The following is a 21,542-nucleotide window of genomic DNA, read 5'->3' as shown; positions in this document are numbered from 1 at the left end:
ACCGCCGGAAACGGTGAAATAGGCTGGGCAACCACAAAGGGTCTTGCACGAGTACTGAGGAGCGGTGGATGACTTCGACCAGCGGGCCAGCCGGTGCCGTACCGCCTGCGGTGCCGCTCCGGGGCGACGGGTCCCCGGCGCGTCTCCTGGTCGTCGACGACGAGGAGAGCCTGGCAGACCTGCTGGTCGAAGCCCTCTCGTTCCAGGGGTACACCGTGAGCGCGGCGCGCAGCGGCACCGAGGCGCTGACCTCGGTCGAGGCCGTGCGGCCCGACCTGGTGATCCTCGACGTGAACATGCCGGGCCTCGACGGCTTCGGCGTCGCCGACCGCCTGCGCGCCTCCGGCGACGCGACCCCGATCATCTTCCTCACCGCCCGCACCGCCCCCGACGACCTGCGCGACGGCTTCGGCTCCGGCGGCGACGACTACCTCATGAAGCCGTTCCGGCTGGAGGAGCTGTCGCTGCGCGTCTCGGCCGTGCTGCGCCGCACCCTGGGCCGCGAGGCCGCGTCGAGCCAACCCGCCGACACCGTCGCGGTCGCCGACCTGATCCTCGACCTCGCCGCGCACCAGGTGACCCGCGACGGCAAGACGATCGACCTGTCCCCCACCGAGTTCCGCCTCCTGCGCTACCTCGCGGCGAACGCCGGGCGCGTGGTGTCCAAGTCCGAGCTGCTCAAGCAGGTGTGGGGCTACGACTTCGAGACCGAGTCGAGCCTCGCCGAGACGTACGTGTTCTACCTGCGCCGCAAGCTCGACAAGCTCGGCCCGCGCCTCATCCACACGGTCCGCGGCGTCGGCTACATGCTCCGCCCGCCCCAGGAGTAGCCCGTGGCCATCAGAACGAAGATCGCCGCAGCGATGGCGGTCCTGCTCATCGTGGCCGTCGCGATCATCGGCTTCGTGACCGTGCAGACGCTGTCCACCAAGCTCACGAACCAGGTCGACCAGAAGCTCCACGGCCTCATCGAGCAGGGCGGCATCCGCACCGACCCGGGCTACGGGGACGCCGACGAGATCCCCTACAACGAGTTCGCGGTCCTGATCTTCAGCGAGTCCGGTGAGCTCCTCGGCAGCCGGTCGGCCGGGTACCGCGATGCACCGTACTCGCTTCCCGACATCGATTCGCCGCCGACCGAGAGCAGCTACTTCACCGTCGACAGCACCGACAAGGACATCACCTACCGCGCGGTGACCCTGGTCGGCGTCGAAGGCTCCTTCAACGGCGTTCCCGGGACTTACACGATCGTGGTCGCCACCTCCATCAACGACGTGCAGGCGTCGATCTCGACCATGACCCGCACCGTCGTCATCACCGGCCTGCTCGTCGCGGTCCTCGGCATCCTCGCCGCATGGGTCATCACACGCCGCGGCCTGCGCGTCGTGGACCGCATGGTGGACGACGCCGAGACCGTGGCCTCCGGGCGGCTCGACCACCGGATCACCGTCGCCGACCCGCGGACCGAGATGGGGCGCCTCTCGTTGGCGCTCAACCGGATGGTGTCGCGGCTGACCGATGCGATCACGCAGCGGGACCGGCAGCACGAGCGGTTGCGGCAGTTCGTGGCCGACGCCGGGCACGAGCTGCGGACGCCGCTGACCGCGATCGGCGGGTACGTGCAGCTGTACCAGAACGGGGCGGCCGCGCAGGGCGAGAAGCTCGACCGGGCGATGGACCGGATCGGGTCCGAGAACGCGCGGCTCGCGAAGCTAGTGGACGACCTCATGGTGCTCTCGCGCCTCGACGAGGAAGTGGGCGGCGACCGGGAGCTGGTCGAGCTGGCGCAGCTCGCGCAGGACGCCGTTGACGACGCCGAGGTGGCCGACGCGACGCACCCGGTGGCGCTGACCGCGGCCGAGCCGGTCACTGTGGTGGCCAACGAGGGCCAGCTGCGGCAGGTGCTCGTGAACCTGCTGACCAACGCCCGCGTCCACACCCCGGCCGGGACCGCGATCGACGTGTCCGTGAAGGCCGACGACGGCTGGGCGGTCGTGCGGATCGCCGACCACGGGCCGGGCATCCCCGCCGAGCACCGGCAGAAGGTCTTCGACCGGTTCTACCGGGCCGACCCGTCGCGCTCGCGCGCGACCGGCGGCTCCGGGCTGGGTCTGTCCATCGTGTCCTCGATCGTCGCCGCGCACGGCGGGGTCATCCAGCTCGACAGCGAAGAGGGCGACGGCACCGTGATCGAGGTCAGACTGCCGGTCGCGCGGCTCGAATAGCCGTCCCGCCGTTCGGACTCCCCAGTGGCCCAAGGGGCGCCAGAGGTCTACGCTGAGACCCGCGGACCCGCCCACCGCTCCCCCTCGAAACGGAGTCCCCCATGGCCGCTGCACGCGTGCTCATCTCCGGTGCCGGCATCGCCGGCACCACCCTCGCCTACTGGCTCGCCGCCGAGGGCTTCGCGCCCGTCGTGGTCGAGCGCGCCCCCGCACTGCGGCCCGGCGGCTACAAGATCGACGTGCGCGGCGCCGCCCTCGCGGTGGTCGAGCGCATGGGCGTCCTCGACGCGATCCGCGAGGCGCGCACCGACATGCAGGAGGCGTTCATCGTGGACGCCAAGGGCCGCAAGGCCGCCGCGATGGACGCCGACACGTTCGGCGGGCGCGTCCACGGCGACGCCGAGATCCACCGCGGCGCACTCGCCCGGCTCATCCACGGCCTGACCGCCGACACCGTGGAGTACCGCTTCGGCGACTCGATCGCCTCCCTGGAGCAGGACGCCGACGGCATCGACGTCGTGTTCGAGAGCGGCCGCAGCGAGCGGTTCGACCTCGTCGCGGGCGCCGACGGGCTCCACTCCAAGACCCGCCGCGCCGCGTTCGAGGGCGACCACCTCGTGGACCTCGGCTACGGCGTCGCCTCGTGCACCGTCCCCAACACGCTCGGCCTCGACCGCTGCGAGATGACCTATGTGGGCGCCGGGCGCACCGCCCTCGTCTACAACACCGCCGGGAGCGACGACGCGACCGCGCTGTTCCTGTGGACCGCAAGCGGACTCGGCGACGAGCGGCGCGACCGCGAGGGCCAGGTGAAGGTCCTGCAAGACGCGTACGCCGGGGAGGGCTGGGAGGTCCCCAAGCTCCTCGAAGCGGCCGCCGACGCCGAGGACCTGTACCTCGACCCGCTCGCGCAGGTCCGCATGGACAAGTGGTCGCAGGGCCGCGTCGTGCTCCTCGGGGACGCCGCGCACGCCGCCTCCGCGGCCTCCGGGCAGGGCACGAGCCTCGCGCTCGTCGGCGCCTACGTCCTCGCCGGGGAACTCGGCCGCGACGGCGGCCACGAGCGGGCCTTCGGGGCGTACGAGGAGCGGATGCGGCCGTTCGCCGAGGCCAACCAGGCGCTCGGCCCGAAGAACGTCAAGAGCATGGTCATGGCGAGCGAAGCCCAGGTGCGCTTCGGCATCGGGTTCCTCAGGCTCGCCTCGCGCCTGCCCGGCAAGGACCGGCTCATGGCGCCCGTCGTCAAGGCCATCCACCGCGCGGCCACCGCGATCGACCTGCCCGACTACACCGTGCACGACCGCGAGAAATGATCGCGAGCCGGGTCACGGCCCCGTGCTAATGTCGGCGACCGTGACCCGACTCCTCCCCCGCTGGTTCGTCGAACACGTCGACCCCGTGCCCGACCAGGACGAACTCCCGGTCTCCACCCTCGAACTGTTCTTCGACCTCATCTTCGTCTTCACCGTCGCGCAGTTCACCGCGATCATCGCCCACGACCCCCTCACCGGCCTGCTCCAGACCGTGCTCATGTTCGGGTTCCTGTGGTGGATGTACGCCGGGTACTCGTGGCTCACCAACGTCATCCCGCCCGTGCGGCCCGCCCGCCGCATCCTCCTGCTGTGCGCCATGGCCGGATGGCTCGTCGTGGCCCTCACCATCCCCGCCGCGTTCGAGGGCGGCAGCGTCTGGATCGCCGTCGGGATGCTCGTCGTCGTGCTCGTCCACGGCCTCATGTACCTCCAGGCCGCCCGCGCGTTCGGTCCGGTGTTCATCGCGAACCTCGCCGCGGTCGCCGCCGTGTTCGCGGCCGAGCTCGGACCCGAAGGGGCGTGGCGCTACTCGTTCTGGGCGCTCGCCGCCGCCATCGTGTGGTCCGTCCCGATCTGGCACGGCCAGCGCGGCCTCAACCTCCACCCCGCGCACATCACCGAGCGGCACGGCCTCGTCGTGCTCGTGGCCCTCGGCGAGTCGGTCGTCGCGATCGGGATCGGCGCCCGCGGGCTGCCCGTGGACGCGGACCTGCTGGTCGCGGCGGTGCTGGGCCTCGCGATCGGGGCGTGCATGTGGTGGTCGCTGTTCGTGCGGGACCTGCCCGCGACCGAGCACGCGCTCAAGGCCACGAAGGACCAGGTCAAGCGGGTCCGGAAGGTCCTCGCGGGCCTGTCGTACGCGTTCATCCCCGTGCTCGTCGGCATCCTCGTGTTCGCCGCGGGCCTGAAGCACTCCGTGGGGCACGCCTTGTCGCCCTTGGACCTTGAGTCGACGCTGCTGCTGTCGGGCGGCGTCGCGGCGTTCCTACTCGGGACGGCCGGACTGCGCTGGGCGATGCGCCTGCCCCGGCCGTGGGAGCGGGTGGCGCTCGCCGCGGCCGTGCTCGCGGTCGCGCCGGTCGGCCTCGCGAACACCGCGCTCCAACTGGCCGCGGTCGTGGTCGTCCTGGTCGGCGCGCTCGCGCTGGAGGGCCGGTCTAGCGCGGCGCCGAGGCCAGCGCCCGCGGGATGACCAGGGGCGTCCCGGACTCGGGGTCGTCGATGATCCGGCAGGGCAGGTCGAAGACCTCCTGGACGGTCTCGGCGGTGACGATGTCGGCGGGGGCGCCCTCGGCGACGACCGCGCCCTCGCGCATCGCGATGAGGTGCGTGGCGTAGCGCGCGGCCTGGTTGAGGTCGTGGAGGACCGCGACGAGGGTGCGGCCCTCGCGGTGGAGTTTCGCGCACAGGTCGAGGACCTCGATCTGGTGCGTGATGTCCAGGTAGGTGGTGGGCTCGTCGAGCAGGAGCAGCGGCGTCTGCTGGGCGAGGACCATCGCGATCCACACGCGCTGGCGCTGGCCGCCGGAGAGCTCGTCGACGCCGCGGGACGCGAGGTCGGCGATGTCGGTGGCGTCCATGGCCTCGGCGACGACGCGCTCGTCCTCGGCGGACCACTGGCGCAGGATGCCCTGGTGGGGGTAGCGGCCGCGGGCGACGAGGTCGGCGACGGTGATGCCGTCGGGCGCGATCGGCGACTGCGGGAGCAGGCCGAGGCGGCGGGCGACGGCGCGGGTGGGCTGGTGGTGGATGTCCTTGCCGTCGAGGAGGACGGTGCCGTGGGAGGGCTTGAGCATCCGCGCGAGGGCCTTGAGGAGCGTGGACTTGCCGCAGGCGTTGGGGCCCATGATGACCGTGAACTCCCCTTCGGGGATGTCCACGGTGAGGTCCGCGCTGATGACGTGGCGGCCGTAGCCGAGGGTGGCCTCGCGGGCGGCGAGCGGGCTAGCGGTCACGACAGGATCCCCTTCTTGCGGTTGGCGATGAGCAGCCAGATGAGATAGGCGCCGCCGACGACGCCGGTGACGACGCCGGTGGGCAGCTGGCGGTCGCCGACGCCGGCGACGGCGATCATGTCGGCGGCCGTCACGATGAGGGCGCCGACGAGCGCGGAGCACAGGAAGCTGCGCGTGGAGCCGGTGAGGCGGGCGGCGATGTGGGGCGCGGCGAGGGCGACGAACGCGAGCGGTCCGGCGACGGCGACGGCCCCGGCGGTGAGCACGGAGGCGGTGACGAGCGCGGTGACGCGGGTGGCGCCGACGTGGACGCCGAGGCCGGTGGCGGCGGCTTCGCCGAGGCGCAGGGAGTCGAGGCCGCGGTGCAGGAACGCGACGACGATGAGCCCGGCGGCGAGGACGATGCCGACGGCGGCGGCCTGGCCGAAGTCGCGGCCGGAGAGGTCGCCGGTGAGCCAGTAGACGGCGCGGAACGCGTCGATGATCGTGGTGCGGGTGAGCAGGTACCCGTTGATCCCGGCGAGGATCGCGGAGACGCCGATGCCGACGAGGACGAGGCGGTACCCGGAGGGGTCGCCGCCGCGCGTCAGGGACCAGATGAGGAGGCCGGTGGCGAGCGCGCCGACCGCGGCGAGGACGGCAGTGGTCTGGAGGGACGCGCCGGTGACGATGATGGCGATGAGCGCGCCGGTGGTGGCGCCCTGGGTGAGGCCGAGGAGGTCGGGGCTGCCGAGGGGGTTGCGGGTGAGGGTCTGGAACAGGGCCCCGGCGAGGCCCATGCAGGCGCCCACGGCGAGGCCGGTGGTCAGGCGCGGGAGGCGGAGGGTCCAGAGGATGAACTCGTCGCCTTTGGTGCCCTGGTCGATGAGGGCGTACCAGACGCGTTCGAGGCCGAGGGACGTGGAACCCGTTGCGGCCGACCACATCGCGACGGCGACGAGCGCGGCGAGGGAGCCGAGGACCGCGGCGAGCAGGCGGTGGCGCAGGCGGATCGAGATGCCGCCCAAGCGAATGACGGTCACAGCCGGGCCACCTTCCTGCGGCTGACGAGGTAGATGAAGAACGGGCCGCCGACGACAGCGCAGACGATGCCGACCTGGACCTCAGCGGGACGGGCGGCGAGGCGGCCGATGACGTCCATGAGGACGAGGAACGCGGCGCCCGTGAGCATCGAGTAGGGCAGGACCCAGTTCTGGTCGGGCCCGGTGAAGGCCCGCACGACGTGCGGGACGACCAGGCCGACGAACACGATCGGGCCGCACACGGCCGTCGCGGTCCCGGCGAGCACGGTGATCGCGGCGATTCCGGCGACGCGCAGGACCCGCGGGTCGACGCCGAGGCCCGTGGCGGTGGCGTCCCCGAGCGCGAGGGCGTTGAGCGGCCGGGCGAGGAGGATGCCGACGACGCCCGCGACGCCGATGAGGATCACGACGGGGAGGATCGGGGCGGTGTGGGCGTTGACGAGCGAGCCGACCGACCAGAACCGCATGGTCTCCAGGGAAGCGGCGTCCATGAGCTGGATCGCGGAGACGTACGCGTACCCGGCGGCGGTGACGGCGGCGCCCGCGAGCGCGAGCCGCGCGGGGGTCGCGGTGGCGGCCCCGGCGATGAGGTAGGTGGCGACCGTGGCGACCGCGGCGCCCAGGAACGCGAACCCGATGGTCTGCGTGAAGCTGGAGAAGCCGAGGAAGTACGCGGCGGTGACGACCGCGGCGGCGGCGCCGGTGTTGACGCCGAGGAGGCCGGGGTCGGCGAGGGGGTTGCGGGTCATGGCCTGCATGAGGGCCCCGGCGAGGCCGAGCGCGGCACCGGCGGCGAGGCCGAGGGCGGTGCGGGGCAGGCGCAGCTCGGTGACGACGGGGTAGGCGTCCGAGCCGGGGTCGGTGAGCCCGGCCCACACCTGGCCGAGGTCCATGGCGCGGGCGCCGAGGGCGACGCTCGCGACGGCGAGGACCGCGATCACGGCGACGAGGACCACCAGGCCGGTGATGCGGCGCGCGTTGCGCGGGCGGGGCGCGGGTTCGCTTGCGTCCCTAGGGCCTTCGACCGCCGGTGAGGGCGGTGCGGAGGGGGCGCGGTGCGCGGTTGACAAGTGCGGTCTCCGGCGGGATAGTGGCTGCGGTTTTGTTTAGGCTAACCTAACCACCGCTCACCCCGCCATGACCGCTCACCCTCTGAAGGAGTTCGACGTGCCACTCCCCGCCTTCGACCGCCGCCGCCTGCTCGCCGCTTCGGGCGGCCTCGGCGCCGCGTCCCTCCTGGCCGCGTGCAGCGGCGGCGGGGACGACCCCGCGCAGACCGCGCCCGACGGCAAGCCGTTCTCCTTCCTCGACGAGCGCAGCGGCGAGGACGTCAAGCTCGCGCTGGTGCCGACCAAGGTCGTCGCGTTCACCGGTCTCGCTGCGGCCCTGTACGACTACGGCGTCGAGGTCGCGGCGGTCTTCGGGCCGACCACGCTCTCCGACGGGCAGCCGGACCTCCAGGCCGGGCGCCTGCCCGTCGAGGAGCTGACGGTGCTCGGCAACGCCTGGGGCGAGTTCGACGTCGAGAAGTACGCCGAGCTCGGGCCCGAGCTCATCGTGTCCCACTACTACGAGGGCTTCGACCTGTGGTTCGTGCCCGAGGACCGGCTCGAAGAGGTCGAGTCGCTCGCGCCGGGCATCGGCATCGAGGTCTCGAAGCCCACGATCGACCAGATCATCGACCGCCATGCGGCCCTTGCCGAAGCACTCGGCGCGGACCTCGGCTCCGAGGAGAACGCCGCGGCCGTGGAGCGGTTCGGGAACGCCGCCGGCTCGGTGGCCGCCGCCGTCGCCGAGAAGCCGCTCAAGGTGCTTGCCGTGGGCGCGTGGCCCGACGGGCTGTACATCGCCAACCCGCCGACGTTCAACGTGCTCGCCAAGAGCGTCGAGCTCGGCGTGGACGTCGTGGTCCCCGAGAACCCCGACCAGAACAACTACTGGGAGCTCCTGTCCTGGGAGAACGTCGACAAGTACGCGGCCGACGTGATCTTCCTCGACGTCCGCACCGGCAACATCACCGCCGAGCAGCTGGAGTCGGACTACCCGACCTGGGCCGCGCTCCCCGCGGTCGCGGCCGGGCAGGTCTACGGGTGGAACGCCGAACCGGTGTACTCGCACGTCGGCGGCGCGATCGAACTGGAGCGGATCGCCGAGGGGCTGACGTCCGGTCAGGCGCTCTAGTGGCTGACGCCACGTGAGCACCCCAGGTCAGGACCCCGCAATCTGGTTAGGCTAGCCTAACCTCGGTTCGGCTGGGCCAGTCCCGCAATCCGACCGCCTGTTCCGGCCCCCCGCCCTTCACGAAGGAGACATCCACATGGCTTTCGATGCCGACAAGGTCACGCTCGCCCGCCGCGGGCTGCTCGCCGGGGGCGGCGCCCTCGGCCTCACCGGCGCCCTCGCCGCCTGCGGCTCCGGCGACGACGACGCCGACTCCGGCGAGGAGTCGACCGGCCCCTGGTCGTTCACCGACGACCAGCCCGTCACCTCCGAGCTCGACCACGTCCCCACCAAGCTCGTCGCGTTCACCGGCATGGCCGCCGCGCTGTACGACTTCGGCATCGAGGTCCCCGCCGTCTTCGGCCCCACCACCAACGAGGACGGCACCGCCACCAGCCAGGCCGGGAACCTCCCCGTCGCCGACCTCGAAGTCTTCGGGAACACCTACGGCGAGTTCGACGTCGAGGCGTACGCCAGCTGGGGCCCCGAGGTCCTGCTCACCCACTTCTACTACGACCCCGCGACCCTCTGGTACGTCCCCGAGGAGTCCAAGGCCAACATCACCGAGCTCGCCGACGTCGTGGCCCTGAGCGCCGACGACGGCGCGAACACCCTCGACGCCGTCATCGGCCGCCACGCCGAGCTCGCCGAGAGCCTCGGCGCCGACCTCGCCTCCGACGAGAACACCGCCAACAAGGAGCGGTACGACGCCGCCGTCGCGGCCCTCACCGAGGCCGCCGCCGCCAACCCCGTCACCGTGCTCGCGTGCTCCGCGGCCGCCGAGGTCTTCTACGCCTCGAACCCGGCCATGGGCAACGACATGCGCTTCTTCACCGAGCTGGGCGTCAACTTCGTGCAGCCCGACAACCTCGACGAGGGCGGCTACTTCGAGAGCCTCTCGTGGGAGAACGCCGACAAGTACCCCGCCGACGTCCTCTTCCTCGACTCCCGCATCCAGGCCCTCCAGCCCGACGCGCTCACCGAGTTCCCGACCTGGACCGCCCTCCCGGCCGTCCAGGAGGGACAGGTCGTCGGCTGGGAGGCCGAGCCCATGTACTCGTACGGGCTCGCCGCCGTCTCGATCGAGGCGCTGGCGGAGGCCATCAAGAACGCGAAGAAGCTGGTCTAAGGCAGACCGGTTCTTCATCTCCCACAACTGAATGCAAAGTGAGAAGGGGCGGGGATCTGCGTGGACCCCGCCCCTTCGCCTTGCTCTCAGCCGTTACTTGATGTCGAAGACGACGACCGAAGGATCGTGGTCCGAGACGCCGTAGCGCCCGTATGCGGGCTCCTCGCCGAAGTCCCACGCGTCGGCCGGGTAGTCGGCGTTGATGTGCGCCGAACCCGTCCACTCGACCTCGCGCAGCAGCGCCGGGGACGCGAACATCTGGTCGAGCGTCTGCGTCTGCCCCACATAGGTGTAGGAGTACGCGGCCGCCGGGTGGTCCTCCACCTGCACGTCGTACAGGGAGCACAGCCCCGAGTCCTCGTACATCCCGGCGAGCTGGTCGGACGGGCCGGTCCAGTCCCCCGCGATGACCTGGCCCTCGGCGAACGGGTCGTCGGGGCGCGGGAAGACGTTGAAGTCGCCGCCCGCGAGGACCTTCGCCCGGCGCTGGTGGTCCAGGATCGTCGCGCTGATCGCCGCCACGTAGTTCGCCTGCTCGGTGCGGTGCAGCACGCGCGTGTTCGGGCTCGACGAGAAGTGGTTGTTGATCAGGTAGATCTCACCGATGTTCCGGCCGTGCTTGTCCTTGAAGTAGAATTTCGCGGCCTGCGCGGCGCGGCTGAACACGTCGTAGCCGTTGCACGCGAACACGCCCGAGGACGTGCATTGGTCGATGACCTCCTGCGGGAGCGAGGCGTTCAGGGCCTTCGGGTTCTGCACGTCCGCGTTGATCGCGTCGGCCTCGGTCGGGTAGTCGATCTCCGGGGAGTCGCCGAAGACCGGGTCCCAGGACTTGACGTTCGACAGGCCGACCAGCTTGGGCTGGAACAGGAAGCCGGTCATGATGCCGCGGGTGTCGGCCGCGTCGAGGTCGCCCACGGCCTGGTAGGTCGGGCCGCCGTACTCGGCGATGACGAGCGCGAGCTCCTGGATCGAGTCGGGCGCGCCGTCGCCGCCGGTGTTCGCGTCGCCGGTGTTTACGAGGTCGCACACGAGCCGGTCCTCGCCGAGGTCCGAGCGCTTCGTCCACGCCGGGTTGACCGAGCAGACGTCCTGGGCCTCGCCCTCCTGCGTCATGAGGATCGCGGGGCTGTGGAGGTCCTCGACGATCTGCGCGGCCTGGCGCTGGAGCTGGGCCTCGTACTCGGCGTAGGTCGCCGGCACGTAGTCGAACGGCGGGCTGACGTTCCCCTCGGGGTCCTCGGGGTCGGTGCAGCCGGTGTTGCCCGCGAAGTCGCAGCCCGAGTTCGGGTTGTCGCGGGTGTCGTAGAGGTTCTCGATGTTGTACGAGGCGATCGACGCCTCGTGCTTGCCCGCGGCCTCCACGGGCTCGTTGTCCGCGGGCTCCAGGCCGCCTTCGAGGACCAGGTCCTCGGCGACCTCGACCGCGTACTTCGCGAACGAGAGGTAGACGCCGCCGGTGGCGGCCTCGGTGATCACGTCGTAGGTCTTCGCGGGGGCGATGATCGACTCGGTGGTGCCCTCGGTGGCGCGGATGCCCAGGTCGCCGATGACGAACAGGTAGCCGTTGCCGTCGTCGAAGTTCCCTTCGACGGTGTCGAGCGGGTGCGCGTCGCGGTAGGCGCGGGCGGCGTAGCCGTCCTGCTGCGCCGCTTCGGAATCGCCGCGCATGGCCCAGACCTCGCCGCCGGAGGAGAACACGTCGCGGCCCGCGGTCACCACGGACTCGGCCGGGACGGTCATCTGCATGCCGAGGTGGCGGCGCATGTACTCCAGGGACGCCTTCGCGTCGTCCGGCGGGTCGACCTCCACGGACTCGACCTCGGCGAGCGGGTCGAGGCCGGTCTCCACGACGTCGTAGACGTACGCGGAGCCGCCGGAGAACTGGATGTTCCCGAAGTAGGAGCCGACGACGCCGCGCAGGACGATCTCGTCGCCCACGTTCACGGTCCAGTTGGCGCCCAGCTCCTCGCGCGCGGGAGACCCGGCGAGGGTCCGCAGCGTCGAGTACTGGTTGTTGAACACGAAGATGCCGTCCGAGGAGTTCGCGTCGCCGTCGGTCGCGTCGGCGCGCTCCTGGAGGAAGAAGCCCTTGTTCCCGGACGGGTCCAGGGTCTCCTGGGTGACGACGCCCTGGACGTACACGGTCTGGCCTGCGAGGGGCGAGGAGAAGTCGGTGTCGCCGTCCGCGATCGAGCCTTGCACGGCGCCGATGTGGACGATGTCGGCCTGGGCCTGCGCCGAGGACGCGAAGAGGAACCCGGAGGCGCCGATGATGACCGCGCCCGCGGCCGCCGCCGCGAGTCGGGCACGCCGTCTGAGGGACTGCACGGGGAAGCTCCAATGCTCTTGTCGCCCGGCGCGCACGGCGCCGAAAGCTGGTGATGGGGCGGTACTCACTCAACCGCAACACCTGGGCCTGCGCAAGACCTCCAGGTGAATTCCTCGTATCATCCCACGTCTCGATTCGGCAACGCCGCAGCTCGGCGGGACCGCGCACGCCACCGTACGAAATGGAGGCGGGGCCCGCGCAGGCCCCGCCTCCGTTCCTCATCTCATCTGTCGCCGTCTAGCTCACGGCGTGTAGTAGTCGGGCACCCGCACGTCGCCGAAGTCCATGTCCGAGGCCAGGTAGAAGCTCGTGTACTGCGGCTGGTTGTAGGTGGTCTGCTGGTTCGCGACCCCCACGCGGTACTGCGGGTCGTGCATCAGCGTGAACAGCTTGTGGTCGGTGACCTCCGTGGACGTGAAGATCCGGATGGCGCTGGAGTCGCTGGTGCGGACCAGGAGCTCCTCGCGCCAGTCGCCGAGCACGTCGGCCACGAGGCCCGGGTTGCCCTTGGTGTAGTTGTTCGTCAGGGTCCCGGCGGCGTCGAGGACCACGCCGTCCTGGTAGTCGCGGATCGTCGTCTCCTCGACGGTGGCGGCGTCTGCGCCGTGGACGAGCTGGGTCGTCAGGTCGGCGTCCCAGCGGATGCTCATGTTCGTGCCCGGCGCGGCGCCCTCGATCTGCTCGCCGGTGACGGTGAACAGGCCCTCGGGGTTCCCGGCCTGGTCCGGCGGGAGGCCCGCCCAGGCTTCGATCCCGGGGATCGACGGGTCGATGTCGCCGACCATCCCGCGCCCCGTGTCGCGGCCGGTGTAGCCGCCCCACAGGACCTCGCCGGTCGCCGCGTCGCGCATCGCGTAGCCGTACGGCGCCCACGTGCCGCCCTCGAAGACCGAGAAGATCTCCAGGCCCGGCCGGTCGGGGTCGAAGTCGCCGACGTGCAGCGCGTCCCCGTGCCCGAGCTTCGCCCAGGCGCCCGGGTTCGCCGAGCCCTCCGGCATGGTGTCGTAGGAGGAGTACAGGAGCGAGCCGTCGTCGTCCAGTGTGGCGGCGCCGTAGATGATCTCCTGCTTGCCGTCGCCGTCCACGTCGGCGACCTGCATGAAGTGGTCGCCCTGGGTGGTGAGGGTCCCCCACTCGGGGTCGGGGCCCTCGACGCCGTGCGGGCCGTCGTTGAACGGGTTCGACATCGGGGCGTGCCCGGAGTCGGCCTGCCAGCGCTGCGTCAGGTGCCTTCCGTCCCAGTCGATCGCGGTGACGGTGGAGCGGGTGTAGTAGCCGCGCGCGAAGATCGCGCTCGGGTGCTCGCCGTCGAGGTAGGCGACGCCGGAGAGGAACCGGTCGACCCGGTTGCCCGGCTCGATGCGGGCCATCGCGTAGTCCCCCCACAGGAGGCCGTCGTCGCCGCGTTCGACCGGGAAGTCGACCGTGTCCATCTCAAGGCCGGTGCGGCCGTTGAAGACCGTGAGGTACTCCGGTCCGTCCACGATGAAGCCCTGGAAGTTGCGGAGCTGATTCCTCGCGGAGCGGGACGGCGCGTAGACGTCGATGAAGTAGTCGGCGAGGGTCTCCGCGTCCGCCTGCGAGAGCGGGTAGGAGAAGTCGAACTGGGCGTCGGCGCCGAGCGCGGCCTCGATGGTGGCGGGCCAGTCGCCGTTCAGCACCTCGGGGTGCTGGTCCCAGCCGCGGAACATGTCCACGAGGTGGTCGTAGTAGCCGTCCGCGGAGAGTCGGTAGTCGTCCTGGTGGGTGACCCCAGCGCGGCGGTCGTCGCGGGGCAGGGTGATGTACTGCTCGCGGTCCTTGACGTACGAGGTGGTCTTGGTGCCCGGCGCGGTCTTCATCATGACCTCGGCCTTGCCGTCGCCGTCGAAGTCGTAGACGTCGAACTGCGTGTAGTGCGCGCCGGCGCGGATGTTGACGCCCATGTCGATGCGCCAGAGGAGTTCGCCCTCCTGCGTGTACGCGTCGAGGTAGACGTTGCCGGTGTAGCCGACCTGGGAGACGTCCTTGGAGTTCGAGGGGTCCCACTTGACGACGTACTCGTAGTCGCCGTCGCCGTCGAGGTCGCCGGGGCTGATGTCGTTGGCCTTGTAGGTGTACGCCTCGCCCGCGGGGGTGACCCCGTCGGCGGGCTTCTGGAGCGGGACGTCCAGGTAGCCGTCGGCCCAGGGGGAGACGGTGTCGGAGACGTCGTCGCGGCCGCGCTTGACGGCGACGACCTTGTACTCGGCGTCCGCGTCGCCCGCGGTGTCGAGGTAGTTGGTGGAGTCAGTGACGGTGGCGATCTTCCGGCCGTCTCGGTAGACCTTGAACACCGCTCCTTCCAGTCCTGAATCGTTATAACCGGTGACCTCATCCGCGAGCAGGCGCCAGCTCAGGAACACGCCGTCGCCGGTGACCGCGGCGACCAGGCCGCGGTCCAGGTCCTCCAGTTGGATCTCGTCGTGGCGGCCGCCATTGTGGCCCTGCGCAGAGGCGGTGAAACCGGCGCCGGCCAGCACGCCGACCAGCGCCACGGCCACGGCCCTGCGAAATCTTGTGGGGGGATGCATCGAAGGGGCTCCTCGATTCCTACGAGGCCGCTGCGTCGAGGGGGACGCCCGCACCTCAATTGAAACGATTTAACGCATCGAAACCTATCAACCTTGGCAAGCCCTGTCAAGAACCCCCCGGTGAGCCCCGACACCGCCCCCACCCCACCGCATCCCACCCCGCCGCACTCCGGTACAGTTACCCCTCGTCGCGCTCGATTAGCTCAGCGGGAGAGCACTCGCTTCACACGCGAGGGGTCACTGGTTCGATCCCAGTATCGAGCACCATGGAAATGCCACCAGCGAAAGCCGGTGGCATTTTTTGTGCCTAGGGGTGGTGGGGTTCGGCGGGGACCTCGCAGCGGCCGGGTTCGTCGCATTGGGCGTGGGATGCGGGTTCTACCTGGACGGTGGGGTGGGCGATGGCGAAGTCTTCGCGGAGGAGGTTCTGGGCGCGGTCGAGGACGGTGTGGTCGTCGGTGCCGGGGGCGGTGACGAGGTGGGCGGTGGCGACGTGCATGCCGGAGGTGAGGGTCCAGACGTGGACGTCGTGGACCTCGCGGACGCCGTCGATGGCGGCGAGGGCGTCGGCGACCTTGGCGGGTTCGGCCCCGGGCGGGGCGTGCTGGGCGAGGATCGCGAGGACCTGGCGGCCCAGGGGAAGCGCGCGGGCCACTACGAAGACGCCGATCGCGAGGGCCACTCCGGTGTCCCAGAAGGCGTTTCCGGTGGTCGCAACGAGGATGCCGGCGATGATGACGCCGACCGAGCCTGCGGTGTCCGCCATGACCTCCAGGTAGGCGCCCTTGACGTTGAGGCTGTCCCCCGCGCCCTCGCGCAGGAGGGCCATCGCGGCGATGTTCACGGCGAGGCCGAGGGCGCCGACGACGAGCATCGGGCCGACTTCGATCTCCGGGGAGGCGCCGATGCGGCCGATGGCCTCGACCACGATGTAGACGGCGACGCCGAGCATGACGAGGACCGCGAAGGCGGAGGCGAACATCTCGGCGCGGTAGGAGCCGTAGGAGCGGCGGCCGGTGGTGTCGGGGCGGACGGCGAGGCGGGTGGCGACCAGGGCGGCGGTGAGGGTGGTGACGTCGGCGGCCATGTGGCCGGCGTCGGAGAGCAGGGACAGCGAGCCCGAGATCAGGCCGAAGACGAGTTCGACCACGAAGAAGACGCCGATCAGCGCGAGCGCGGCCCGCAGTCTCCAGGCGTGGCGCCCGCCCGCGTGGGCGGTGGCGCCGTGGTCGTGTCCGTGGCCCATTGAAACTCACTTTCAAAATCAATGTCATATTGCAATGCTTGCATGTATATGGCCGACGCTACGCGACCCCCGGCGGGAAGTCAAGCGGTACGGGATTTTCAGTGACCGGCCGCGCGGCGGACCGCGCGGCCGGTCGGGGATCACGCGCTGGCGGCGTCCTGCACTTCGCCGATGAGCTCCTCGATGATGTCCTCAAGGAAGAGCACGCCGGTGACGGTGCCGGAGGCGCCGGTCACGCGGGCGACGTGGGCGTTCTGGGAGCGGATCTGCGCGAGCGCGTCCTCCAGTTCGGCCGCGGCGTCGACCGCCGGGAGGTCGCGGAAGCGGTCCGCGGGGATGGGCGCGTCGAGGTCGGCCGGGCCGGTGAGGTCCAGGACGTCCTTGAGGTGCAGGTAGGAGTGCGGTGTGCCGCCGTTCTCCAGGACGTAGCGGGAGTACCCGCTCTCGGAGACCGCCTCCTGGACCTGGCGCGGGGTCGCCCCCGCGGGCAGGAGCACCAGGTCGGCGAGCGGGACCTCCACGTCGGCCACCGTCTTCTCGGTGAACTCGAACGCGGCGGTGAGCGTGCCCGAGTCGTCGACGAGGGTGCCCTCGCGCTGCGACTCCTCGACGATGGTGGCGACCTCGTCGATGGTGTAGGCGCTCTGGGCCTCGTCCTTCGGCTCGATCCGGAACAGCCGCAGGACGCCGTTCGCGATGGCGTTGAGCGACCAGATGAGCGGGCGCACCACCTTCGAGACGAACACCAGCGGCGGCGCCAGGATGAGCGCGGCGCGGTCCGGGACGGAGAACGCGAGGTTCTTCGGGATCATCTCGCCGAAGACCACGTGCAGGAACGTGACGACCAGCAGCGCCACCGCGAACGCGATGCCCGTGACCATCGCGGGCGTGAGCCCGGTCCAGCCGAGCGGGTATTCGAGCAGGTGGTGGATGGCGGGCTCGGAGACGTTCAGGATCACCAGGGAGCACACGGTGATGCCGAGCTGGCTGGTCGCCAGCATGAGCGTCGCGTGCTCCATGGCCCACAGGGTGGTCTTGGCCGCGCGGCTGCCGGCGGCGGCGCGCGGTTCGATCTGGGAGCGGCGGGCCGAGATGACGGCGAACTCCGCGCCCACGAAGAAGGCGTTGGCGACCAGCAGGACCACCAGCCAGACCAGTCCGGGAAGGTACTCGCTCATCGGTCGGCCTCCTGCTCGAACGTCTCCAGGATGCGCTCGCGCGTCCCGCCGAAGGCCGGGTCGGTGGCCGGGTCGTCGGGCAGGTAGCGGAGGCGGTCGATGCGGGAACCGGTGAGGCGGTCCACGCGGAGGAGGCCGCGTTCGAGGCGGATCTCCTCGCCGAGCGCGGGGATGCGCTCCAGCGCGTCGAGGACGTAGCCCGCGACGGTCTCGTAGTCCTCCCCTTCGGGGATGCGGACGCCCGCGCGCTCCCAGAGCTCGTCGGGGCGCAGGGCCCCGGAGACCACTATGGAGTCGGCGTTCTTGACGATGTCGGCGCGGCGCCGGTCGTGCTCGTCGTGGACCTCGCCGAGGATCTCCTCCACGAGGTCTTCGAGGGTCACGATCCCGGCGGTGCCGCCGTACTCGTCGACGACCACGGCGATCTGGAAGCCGCGGCCGCGCAGGGTGCCAAGGAGCGAGCCGACGCCCGCGGTCTCGGGGACCTTGAGCGGCTCGGACATGAGGTCGGTGACCGGGACGGCGCCGCGGCGGTCGAACTCGACGCCGTACGCGGTCTTGACGTGCGCGACGCCGATGACGTCGTCCACGTCCTCCCCCAGGACGGGGAAGCGGGAGTGCCCGGTGCGGGCCGCCTCGGCGATGACGTCGGCGGCGGTCGCCGTGCGCTCCAAGGTGACCGCGTTGACGCGCGGGGTCATGACCTCTCCGGCGGTGTGGCTGGAGAACGTGAGCGTGCGGTGGAGCATCGCCGCCTCGTCGCGGTCGAGGGCGCCCTCGGTGGCCGAGCGCCGGATGAGGAAGCTGAGCTCCTCGGCGCTGCGGGCCCCCGACAGCTCCTCTTTGGGCTCGATGCCCATCGCGCGGATCGTGCGGTTCGCGGTGCCGTTGAACAGGACCACGAGCGGCTTGAACACGGCGGTGAACGCGATCTGGAACGGGACCACGAGCTTCGCGGTCGCCAGCGGGACCGCCAGCGCGAAGTTCTTGGGGACCAGTTCGCCGAGGATCATCGAGAAGAGGGTGGCGACGACGATCGAGACGACCGCGCCGATCCCGTTGACCGCGCTGTCGGTGACGCCGAGGTCCAGGAGCGGTGCGCGCAGGAGCGAGGAGATCGCGGGCTCGAAGGTGTACCCGGCGAGGAGCGTGGTGAGGGTGATGCCGAGCTGCGCGGCGGAGAGGTGGGTGGAGGTGATCTTGAGGGCCTTGATGGTGGGGGCGAGGCCCTTCTTGCCTTGGCCGCGGCGGCGCTCCAGCTCCGCGCGGTCGAGGTTGACGAGGGCGAATTCGGAGGCCACGAACAGGCCCGTGCCGACGGTCAGGATGACACCCGCGAGGATGCCCCAGACTTCCGTGCTCAACGCTCACCTCGCTGCGACATGGCGGGGACCGGCAGTGGCCGCCCCGAGGTGAGCCAGGGTTTATGACTGGGTGAATCGTCCATGCGGACGAGGATAGCGGTTGTCCGGCGCTGTTCGCAGGGTGCGGGCGCCCGGATCACACTCCGTGTCGGCGGGTGGTCAGAGGCCGGTCTTGCCCTTGGGGCCGGGGCCGGAGAGCGGGCCCGTGGCGGGGGTGTCGGGGTCGGCGGCGCGGGTCTCGCGGATGCGGCGGAGGGTCCAGCCGATGTGGCGTTCGACGGCCGCGGCGGCGGCCGCGGGGTCGCCGGTGGCGAGGACGTCGCGGAGTTCGGCGTGCTCGCTCCAGGCGGAGGCGCGGAAGTGGTCGCGGTCGAGGCGGGCGTTGAGGAACATGGAGACCTGGCTGCGCAGGAGGTTCCAGGTGCGCTGGAGGCGGGTGTGGTCGGCGGCCTCGTAGACGAGGTCGTGGAATTCGAGGTCGAGGGCGACGTGGTCGTCGTCGGGGGCGAGGGCCTTCATGCGGGCGATGACGTCGTCCATCTTGGCGAGGGTCTCGGGGGCGGCGCGGGCGGCGCAGCGCTCCATGGCGAGGCGTTCGATGGCGAGGCGGAGGGAGTAGACCTCTTCGATGTCGTCGAAGGTGAGGGTGATGACGCGGGCGCCGCGGTGGCGGAGGGTCTCGATGAGGCCGTCGCGTTCGAGGATGGAGATGGCCTCGCGGACGGGGCCGCGGCTGACGGCCATGGAGTCGGCGAGCTCGGCTTCTTTGAGGCGTTCGCCGGGGGCGAGGAGGCCGCGGGTGATCATCTCGCGCAGGCGGTCGGCGACGAGGGTGGAGAGGGCGGGGGGCATCGCGGGCGCGCCCATGAGATCCGGTGCCGCCACGTCCGTCCCCTCTCGTGTGCCGGGCCGCCTCGCGGCCCGGTGGTCCAGTGTAAGCCGGTGGGGCGCTTCAGGCCCCGAGCACCCGGTCGAGGAAGGGGCCGCGGAACTTGCCGGAGGGGTCGGCGTGGTCGGCGAGTTCGCGGAAGGCGCGGCCGCGGGGGAAGCGGGCGAGGCGGTCGGGGGCCAGGGCGAGCTTGCCCCAGTGGGGGCGGGGGTCGTAGGGGGCGAGGGCGTGCTCGACGGCGGCGAGGGCGGTGCGGACGGCGTCGGCGTGGGGCTTCCAGGTGAAGTGGACGGCGGCGGTCTCGCGCTTGTAGGCGCCGGAGAGCCACAGGTCGTCGGCGGCGAGGGTGCGGATCTCGGAGACGAGGAGCGCGGGGTTGATCGCGTCGGCGTGTCCGCGGAGGGCGTCGAGGGCGGCGGGGGCGTGGGCGCGGTCGATGAAGTACTCGGACTGGAGTTCGTCCCCGGCGTTGCTGGGGGCGGCGTCGTGGCGGAAGTGCGGGAGGCGCTCGTGCCAGGGGCCCGGGACGCCGCCTTGGAGGGTGACGGTGTCGTCGTCGGCTCCGGCGACGGGCGAGACGGCGCGGGCGGTGGAGTAGCGGGCGGGGACCGGGAGCGCGGGGCGGTCGGGGCCGGCGGTCTTGAGGAGGATCTGGCTGAGGGCGGGGGCGGCCCAGTCCTGGATGAAGAGGCTCGCGGAGTAGGCGCCGGCGGTGATGGCGTGGAAGCCGTCGAGGACGGGTTCCCATGGGGCGTCGAGGAAGAGGTCCTGGCGCAGGTCGAACGCGGGGCGCACGTCGAGGTGGAGGCGCACGGCGACGCCGAGGGCGCCGAGGGCCACGACGGAGCCGTCGAAGGCGTCGTCGCCGCGGGCGAGGGTGAGCAGTTCGCCGTCGGCGCGCACGTATTCGACGGCGGCGACGTACCCGGAGAGGGCGGGGTTCTGGTCGCCTGAGCCGTGGGTGCCGGTGGCGACGGCGCCGCCGACGGAGATGTGCGGGAGCGAGCCGGTGTTGCCGAGGGCGAGGCCCTCGGCGTGGAGGGCGCGGGCGACGTGCGCGAAGGGGGCTCCGGCGGGGACGGAGGCGGTGCGGCGGTCGGGAGCGATGCGCACGTCGTCGGGGAGGTCTGCGACCGAGACCATGAGGCCGTCGGTGTCGGCGATGTCGTTGAAGGAGTGGCCGGTGCCGACGGCGCGCACGCGACTAGCGGCCGCGACGGTGTCCTGGAGCTCGGGCACGGTGCGCGGGCGGGCGGTCTGGTCGGTGGAGAAGCGGATGTTCCCGGCCCAGTTGGTGTTCATGCGGTTCCTTCGTCGATGTGGGAGGGGGCGAGGCGCAGGAGCACCCAGCCGATGTGGTCGTCGATGGCGGCGGTCGCGGCGGCGGGGTCGCCGGAGGCGAGGGCGTCGCGCAGCCGGGCGTGCTTGGCGTGGCTGGTGGACCGGAAGTAGTCGCCGTCGGTGCGGGCGTTGAGGAAGACGGCGACCTGGCTGCGGATGGGCGCCCAGGTGCGGTCGAGGCGGGCGTGGGCGGCGGCCTCGTAGACGAGGTCGTGGAATTCGAGGTCGAGGGCGGCCACGTCCCCGGCGGCGGCGCTCGCGGGGAGGCCCTCCATGCGGGCGAGGACGTCGTCCAGGGCCGCGAGGTGGTCGGCGTCCATGCGGGTCGCGGCGCGGGCCATCGCGAGGCGCTCGATGGCGAGGCGCAGCGAGTAGACCTCCTCGATGTCGCGGGCGGTGAGGCTGATGACGCGGGCGCCGCGGTACCGCTGGGTCTCGACGAGCCCTTCGGCGGTGAGCAGAGCGATGGCTTCGCGGACGGGGCCGCGGCTGACGTGCAGCGCGTCGGCGAGCTCGGTCTCCTTGAGGCGTTCGCCGGGGGCGAGCCTGCCGCGGGTGATCATGTCCCGCAACCGGTCCGCGACCAGGGCGGCCAGCGCGGGGGTGGTCCCGGGGACGTCGAACGGGGTGAGTTGCACGGGTCCTCCTTCGCCGGGAAGCGTACCACCGACTTGCAGATTATTTATTGTTGACAATCTCCAATCGCTGGGTTAGCGTTCCCGGGGTCGGCACCGGTGCCCTCGAAAACCCGAGCCGACAGGCCCTTCCCTGGGACG

General features: G+C 71.3%; 17 protein-coding genes and 1 tRNA gene. 7 read left to right on the top strand and 11 right to left on the bottom strand.

Annotated features, from left to right (window positions below; genetic code table 11):
- The first annotated feature begins 68 nt into the window (after nt 1-68).
- The 4 genes from AB0A65_RS09570 to AB0A65_RS09555 all read left to right on the top strand — a co-directional run bounded on the left by AB0A65_RS09570 (nt 69) and on the right by AB0A65_RS09555 (nt 4,730).
- Complete coding sequence (locus AB0A65_RS09570) at nt 69-830, top strand: response regulator transcription factor (protein ID WP_359949005.1); 762 nt, start codon at nt 69-71, stop codon at nt 828-830.
- A gap of 3 nt (nt 831-833) precedes the next feature.
- Nucleotides 834-2,225, top strand: coding sequence for an ATP-binding protein (locus AB0A65_RS09565; RefSeq protein ID WP_359949002.1), 1,392 nt, complete (start codon nt 834-836; stop codon nt 2,223-2,225).
- Between the two features lie 101 nt (nt 2,226-2,326).
- Complete coding sequence (locus AB0A65_RS09560; protein WP_359948999.1) at nt 2,327-3,538, top strand: FAD-dependent monooxygenase; 1,212 nt, start codon at nt 2,327-2,329, stop codon at nt 3,536-3,538.
- Between the two features lie 40 nt (nt 3,539-3,578).
- Nucleotides 3,579-4,730 (top strand): low temperature requirement protein A, encoded by a 1,152-nt coding sequence (locus tag AB0A65_RS09555; protein ID WP_359948996.1) that lies wholly within the window; start codon nt 3,579-3,581, stop codon nt 4,728-4,730.
- Here AB0A65_RS09555 and AB0A65_RS09550 read toward each other — a convergent pair.
- From AB0A65_RS09550 to AB0A65_RS09540, 3 genes are read right to left on the bottom strand one after another with little or no spacing between them, the layout of a single operon-like run.
- The gene (locus AB0A65_RS09550) at nt 4,696-5,493 is read right to left on the bottom strand and encodes an ABC transporter ATP-binding protein (RefSeq protein WP_359948994.1); all 798 of its coding nucleotides are present in this window, start codon (nt 5,491-5,493) and stop codon (nt 4,696-4,698) included. The genes AB0A65_RS09555 and AB0A65_RS09550 overlap by 35 nt on opposite strands.
- Nucleotides 5,490-6,515, bottom strand: coding sequence for an iron chelate uptake ABC transporter family permease subunit (locus tag AB0A65_RS09545; protein WP_359948991.1), 1,026 nt, complete (start codon nt 6,513-6,515; stop codon nt 5,490-5,492). The genes AB0A65_RS09550 and AB0A65_RS09545 overlap by 4 nt, the downstream gene beginning before the upstream one ends.
- Nucleotides 6,512-7,585 carry an iron ABC transporter permease gene (locus AB0A65_RS09540; RefSeq protein WP_359948988.1) on the bottom strand — a complete coding sequence of 358 codons (1,074 nt, stop codon included), beginning with the start codon at nt 7,583-7,585 and terminating at the stop codon, nt 6,512-6,514. Before AB0A65_RS09540 ends, AB0A65_RS09545 begins: the two co-directional genes overlap by 4 nt.
- Nucleotides 7,586-7,682: 97 nt before the next feature.
- Here AB0A65_RS09540 and AB0A65_RS09535 point away from each other — a divergent pair, with 97 nt between their 5' ends.
- Complete coding sequence (locus AB0A65_RS09535; protein ID WP_359948985.1) at nt 7,683-8,696, top strand: ABC transporter substrate-binding protein; 1,014 nt, start codon at nt 7,683-7,685, stop codon at nt 8,694-8,696.
- Between the two features lie 136 nt (nt 8,697-8,832).
- Nucleotides 8,833-9,864 carry an ABC transporter substrate-binding protein gene (locus tag AB0A65_RS09530; protein ID WP_359948982.1) on the top strand — a complete coding sequence of 344 codons (1,032 nt, stop codon included), beginning with the start codon at nt 8,833-8,835 and terminating at the stop codon, nt 9,862-9,864.
- Nucleotides 9,865-9,957: 93 nt separating this feature from the next.
- On the opposite strand, the gene AB0A65_RS09525 is transcribed toward AB0A65_RS09530, so the two are convergent.
- Complete coding sequence (locus tag AB0A65_RS09525) at nt 9,958-12,195, bottom strand: hypothetical protein (protein ID WP_359948979.1); 2,238 nt, start codon at nt 12,193-12,195, stop codon at nt 9,958-9,960.
- 243 nt (nt 12,196-12,438) lie between these two features.
- Nucleotides 12,439-14,748, bottom strand: a complete 2,310-nt coding sequence (locus tag AB0A65_RS09520; protein WP_359948977.1) for a rhamnogalacturonan lyase — start codon at nt 14,746-14,748, stop codon at nt 12,439-12,441.
- 192 nt (nt 14,749-14,940) lie between these two features.
- Between AB0A65_RS09520 and AB0A65_RS09515 the strand changes: the two genes are divergently transcribed.
- A tRNA-Val gene (locus tag AB0A65_RS09515) sits at nt 14,941-15,015 on the top strand.
- 40 nt (nt 15,016-15,055) lie between these two features.
- On the opposite strand, the gene AB0A65_RS09510 is transcribed toward AB0A65_RS09515, so the two are convergent.
- The 6 genes from AB0A65_RS09510 to AB0A65_RS09485 all read right to left on the bottom strand — a co-directional run bounded on the left by AB0A65_RS09510 (nt 15,056) and on the right by AB0A65_RS09485 (nt 21,404).
- The gene (locus tag AB0A65_RS09510) at nt 15,056-15,994 is read right to left on the bottom strand and encodes a cation diffusion facilitator family transporter (protein WP_359948974.1); all 939 of its coding nucleotides are present in this window, start codon (nt 15,992-15,994) and stop codon (nt 15,056-15,058) included.
- Between the two features lie 140 nt (nt 15,995-16,134).
- A complete protein-coding gene (locus AB0A65_RS09505; protein WP_359948971.1) occupies nt 16,135-17,172 on the bottom strand; it encodes a hemolysin family protein in 1,038 nt (345 codons plus the stop codon).
- Entirely contained in the window at nt 17,169-18,536 is a 1,368-nt protein-coding gene (locus tag AB0A65_RS09500) for a hemolysin family protein (protein WP_359948968.1), read from the bottom strand. Before AB0A65_RS09500 ends, AB0A65_RS09505 begins: the two co-directional genes overlap by 4 nt.
- Nucleotides 18,537-18,695: 159 nt before the next feature.
- Nucleotides 18,696-19,421 carry a GntR family transcriptional regulator gene (locus tag AB0A65_RS09495; RefSeq protein WP_359948965.1) on the bottom strand — a complete coding sequence of 242 codons (726 nt, stop codon included), beginning with the start codon at nt 19,419-19,421 and terminating at the stop codon, nt 18,696-18,698.
- 67 nt (nt 19,422-19,488) lie between these two features.
- Nucleotides 19,489-20,727, bottom strand: a complete 1,239-nt coding sequence (locus AB0A65_RS09490; protein ID WP_359948962.1) for an FAD-binding protein — start codon at nt 20,725-20,727, stop codon at nt 19,489-19,491.
- Nucleotides 20,724-21,404 carry a GntR family transcriptional regulator gene (locus AB0A65_RS09485; protein ID WP_359948959.1) on the bottom strand — a complete coding sequence of 227 codons (681 nt, stop codon included), beginning with the start codon at nt 21,402-21,404 and terminating at the stop codon, nt 20,724-20,726. Before AB0A65_RS09485 ends, AB0A65_RS09490 begins: the two co-directional genes overlap by 4 nt.
- Nucleotides 21,405-21,542: the final 138 nt, after the last annotated feature.

Origin of the sequence: Glycomyces sp. NPDC047010 (genome assembly GCF_040644205.1) — a bacterium.
Lineage (GTDB): Bacteria > Actinomycetota > Actinomycetes > Mycobacteriales > Micromonosporaceae > Glycomyces.
This window is presented reverse-complemented; position numbering and strand designations above follow the sequence as displayed.

What these genes read in the sequence shown, in the direction of transcription:
- AB0A65_RS09570 (WP_359949005.1), top strand. Translation starts at nt 69, where the DNA reads ATGACTTCGACCAGCGGGCCAGCCGGTGCCGTACCGCCTGCGGTGCCG.
- AB0A65_RS09560 (WP_359948999.1), top strand. Translation starts at nt 2,327, where the DNA reads ATGGCCGCTGCACGCGTGCTCATCTCCGGTGCCGGCATCGCCGGCACC.
- AB0A65_RS09530 (WP_359948982.1), top strand. Translation starts at nt 8,833, where the DNA reads ATGGCTTTCGATGCCGACAAGGTCACGCTCGCCCGCCGCGGGCTGCTC.
- AB0A65_RS09520 (WP_359948977.1), bottom strand. Translation starts at nt 14,748, where the DNA reads ATGCATCCCCCCACAAGATTTCGCAGGGCCGTGGCCGTGGCGCTGGTC.
- AB0A65_RS09510 (WP_359948974.1), bottom strand. Translation starts at nt 15,994, where the DNA reads ATGGGCCACGGACACGACCACGGCGCCACCGCCCACGCGGGCGGGCGC.
- AB0A65_RS09505 (WP_359948971.1), bottom strand. Translation starts at nt 17,172, where the DNA reads ATGAGCGAGTACCTTCCCGGACTGGTCTGGCTGGTGGTCCTGCTGGTC.
- AB0A65_RS09490 (WP_359948962.1), bottom strand. Translation starts at nt 20,727, where the DNA reads ATGAACACCAACTGGGCCGGGAACATCCGCTTCTCCACCGACCAGACC.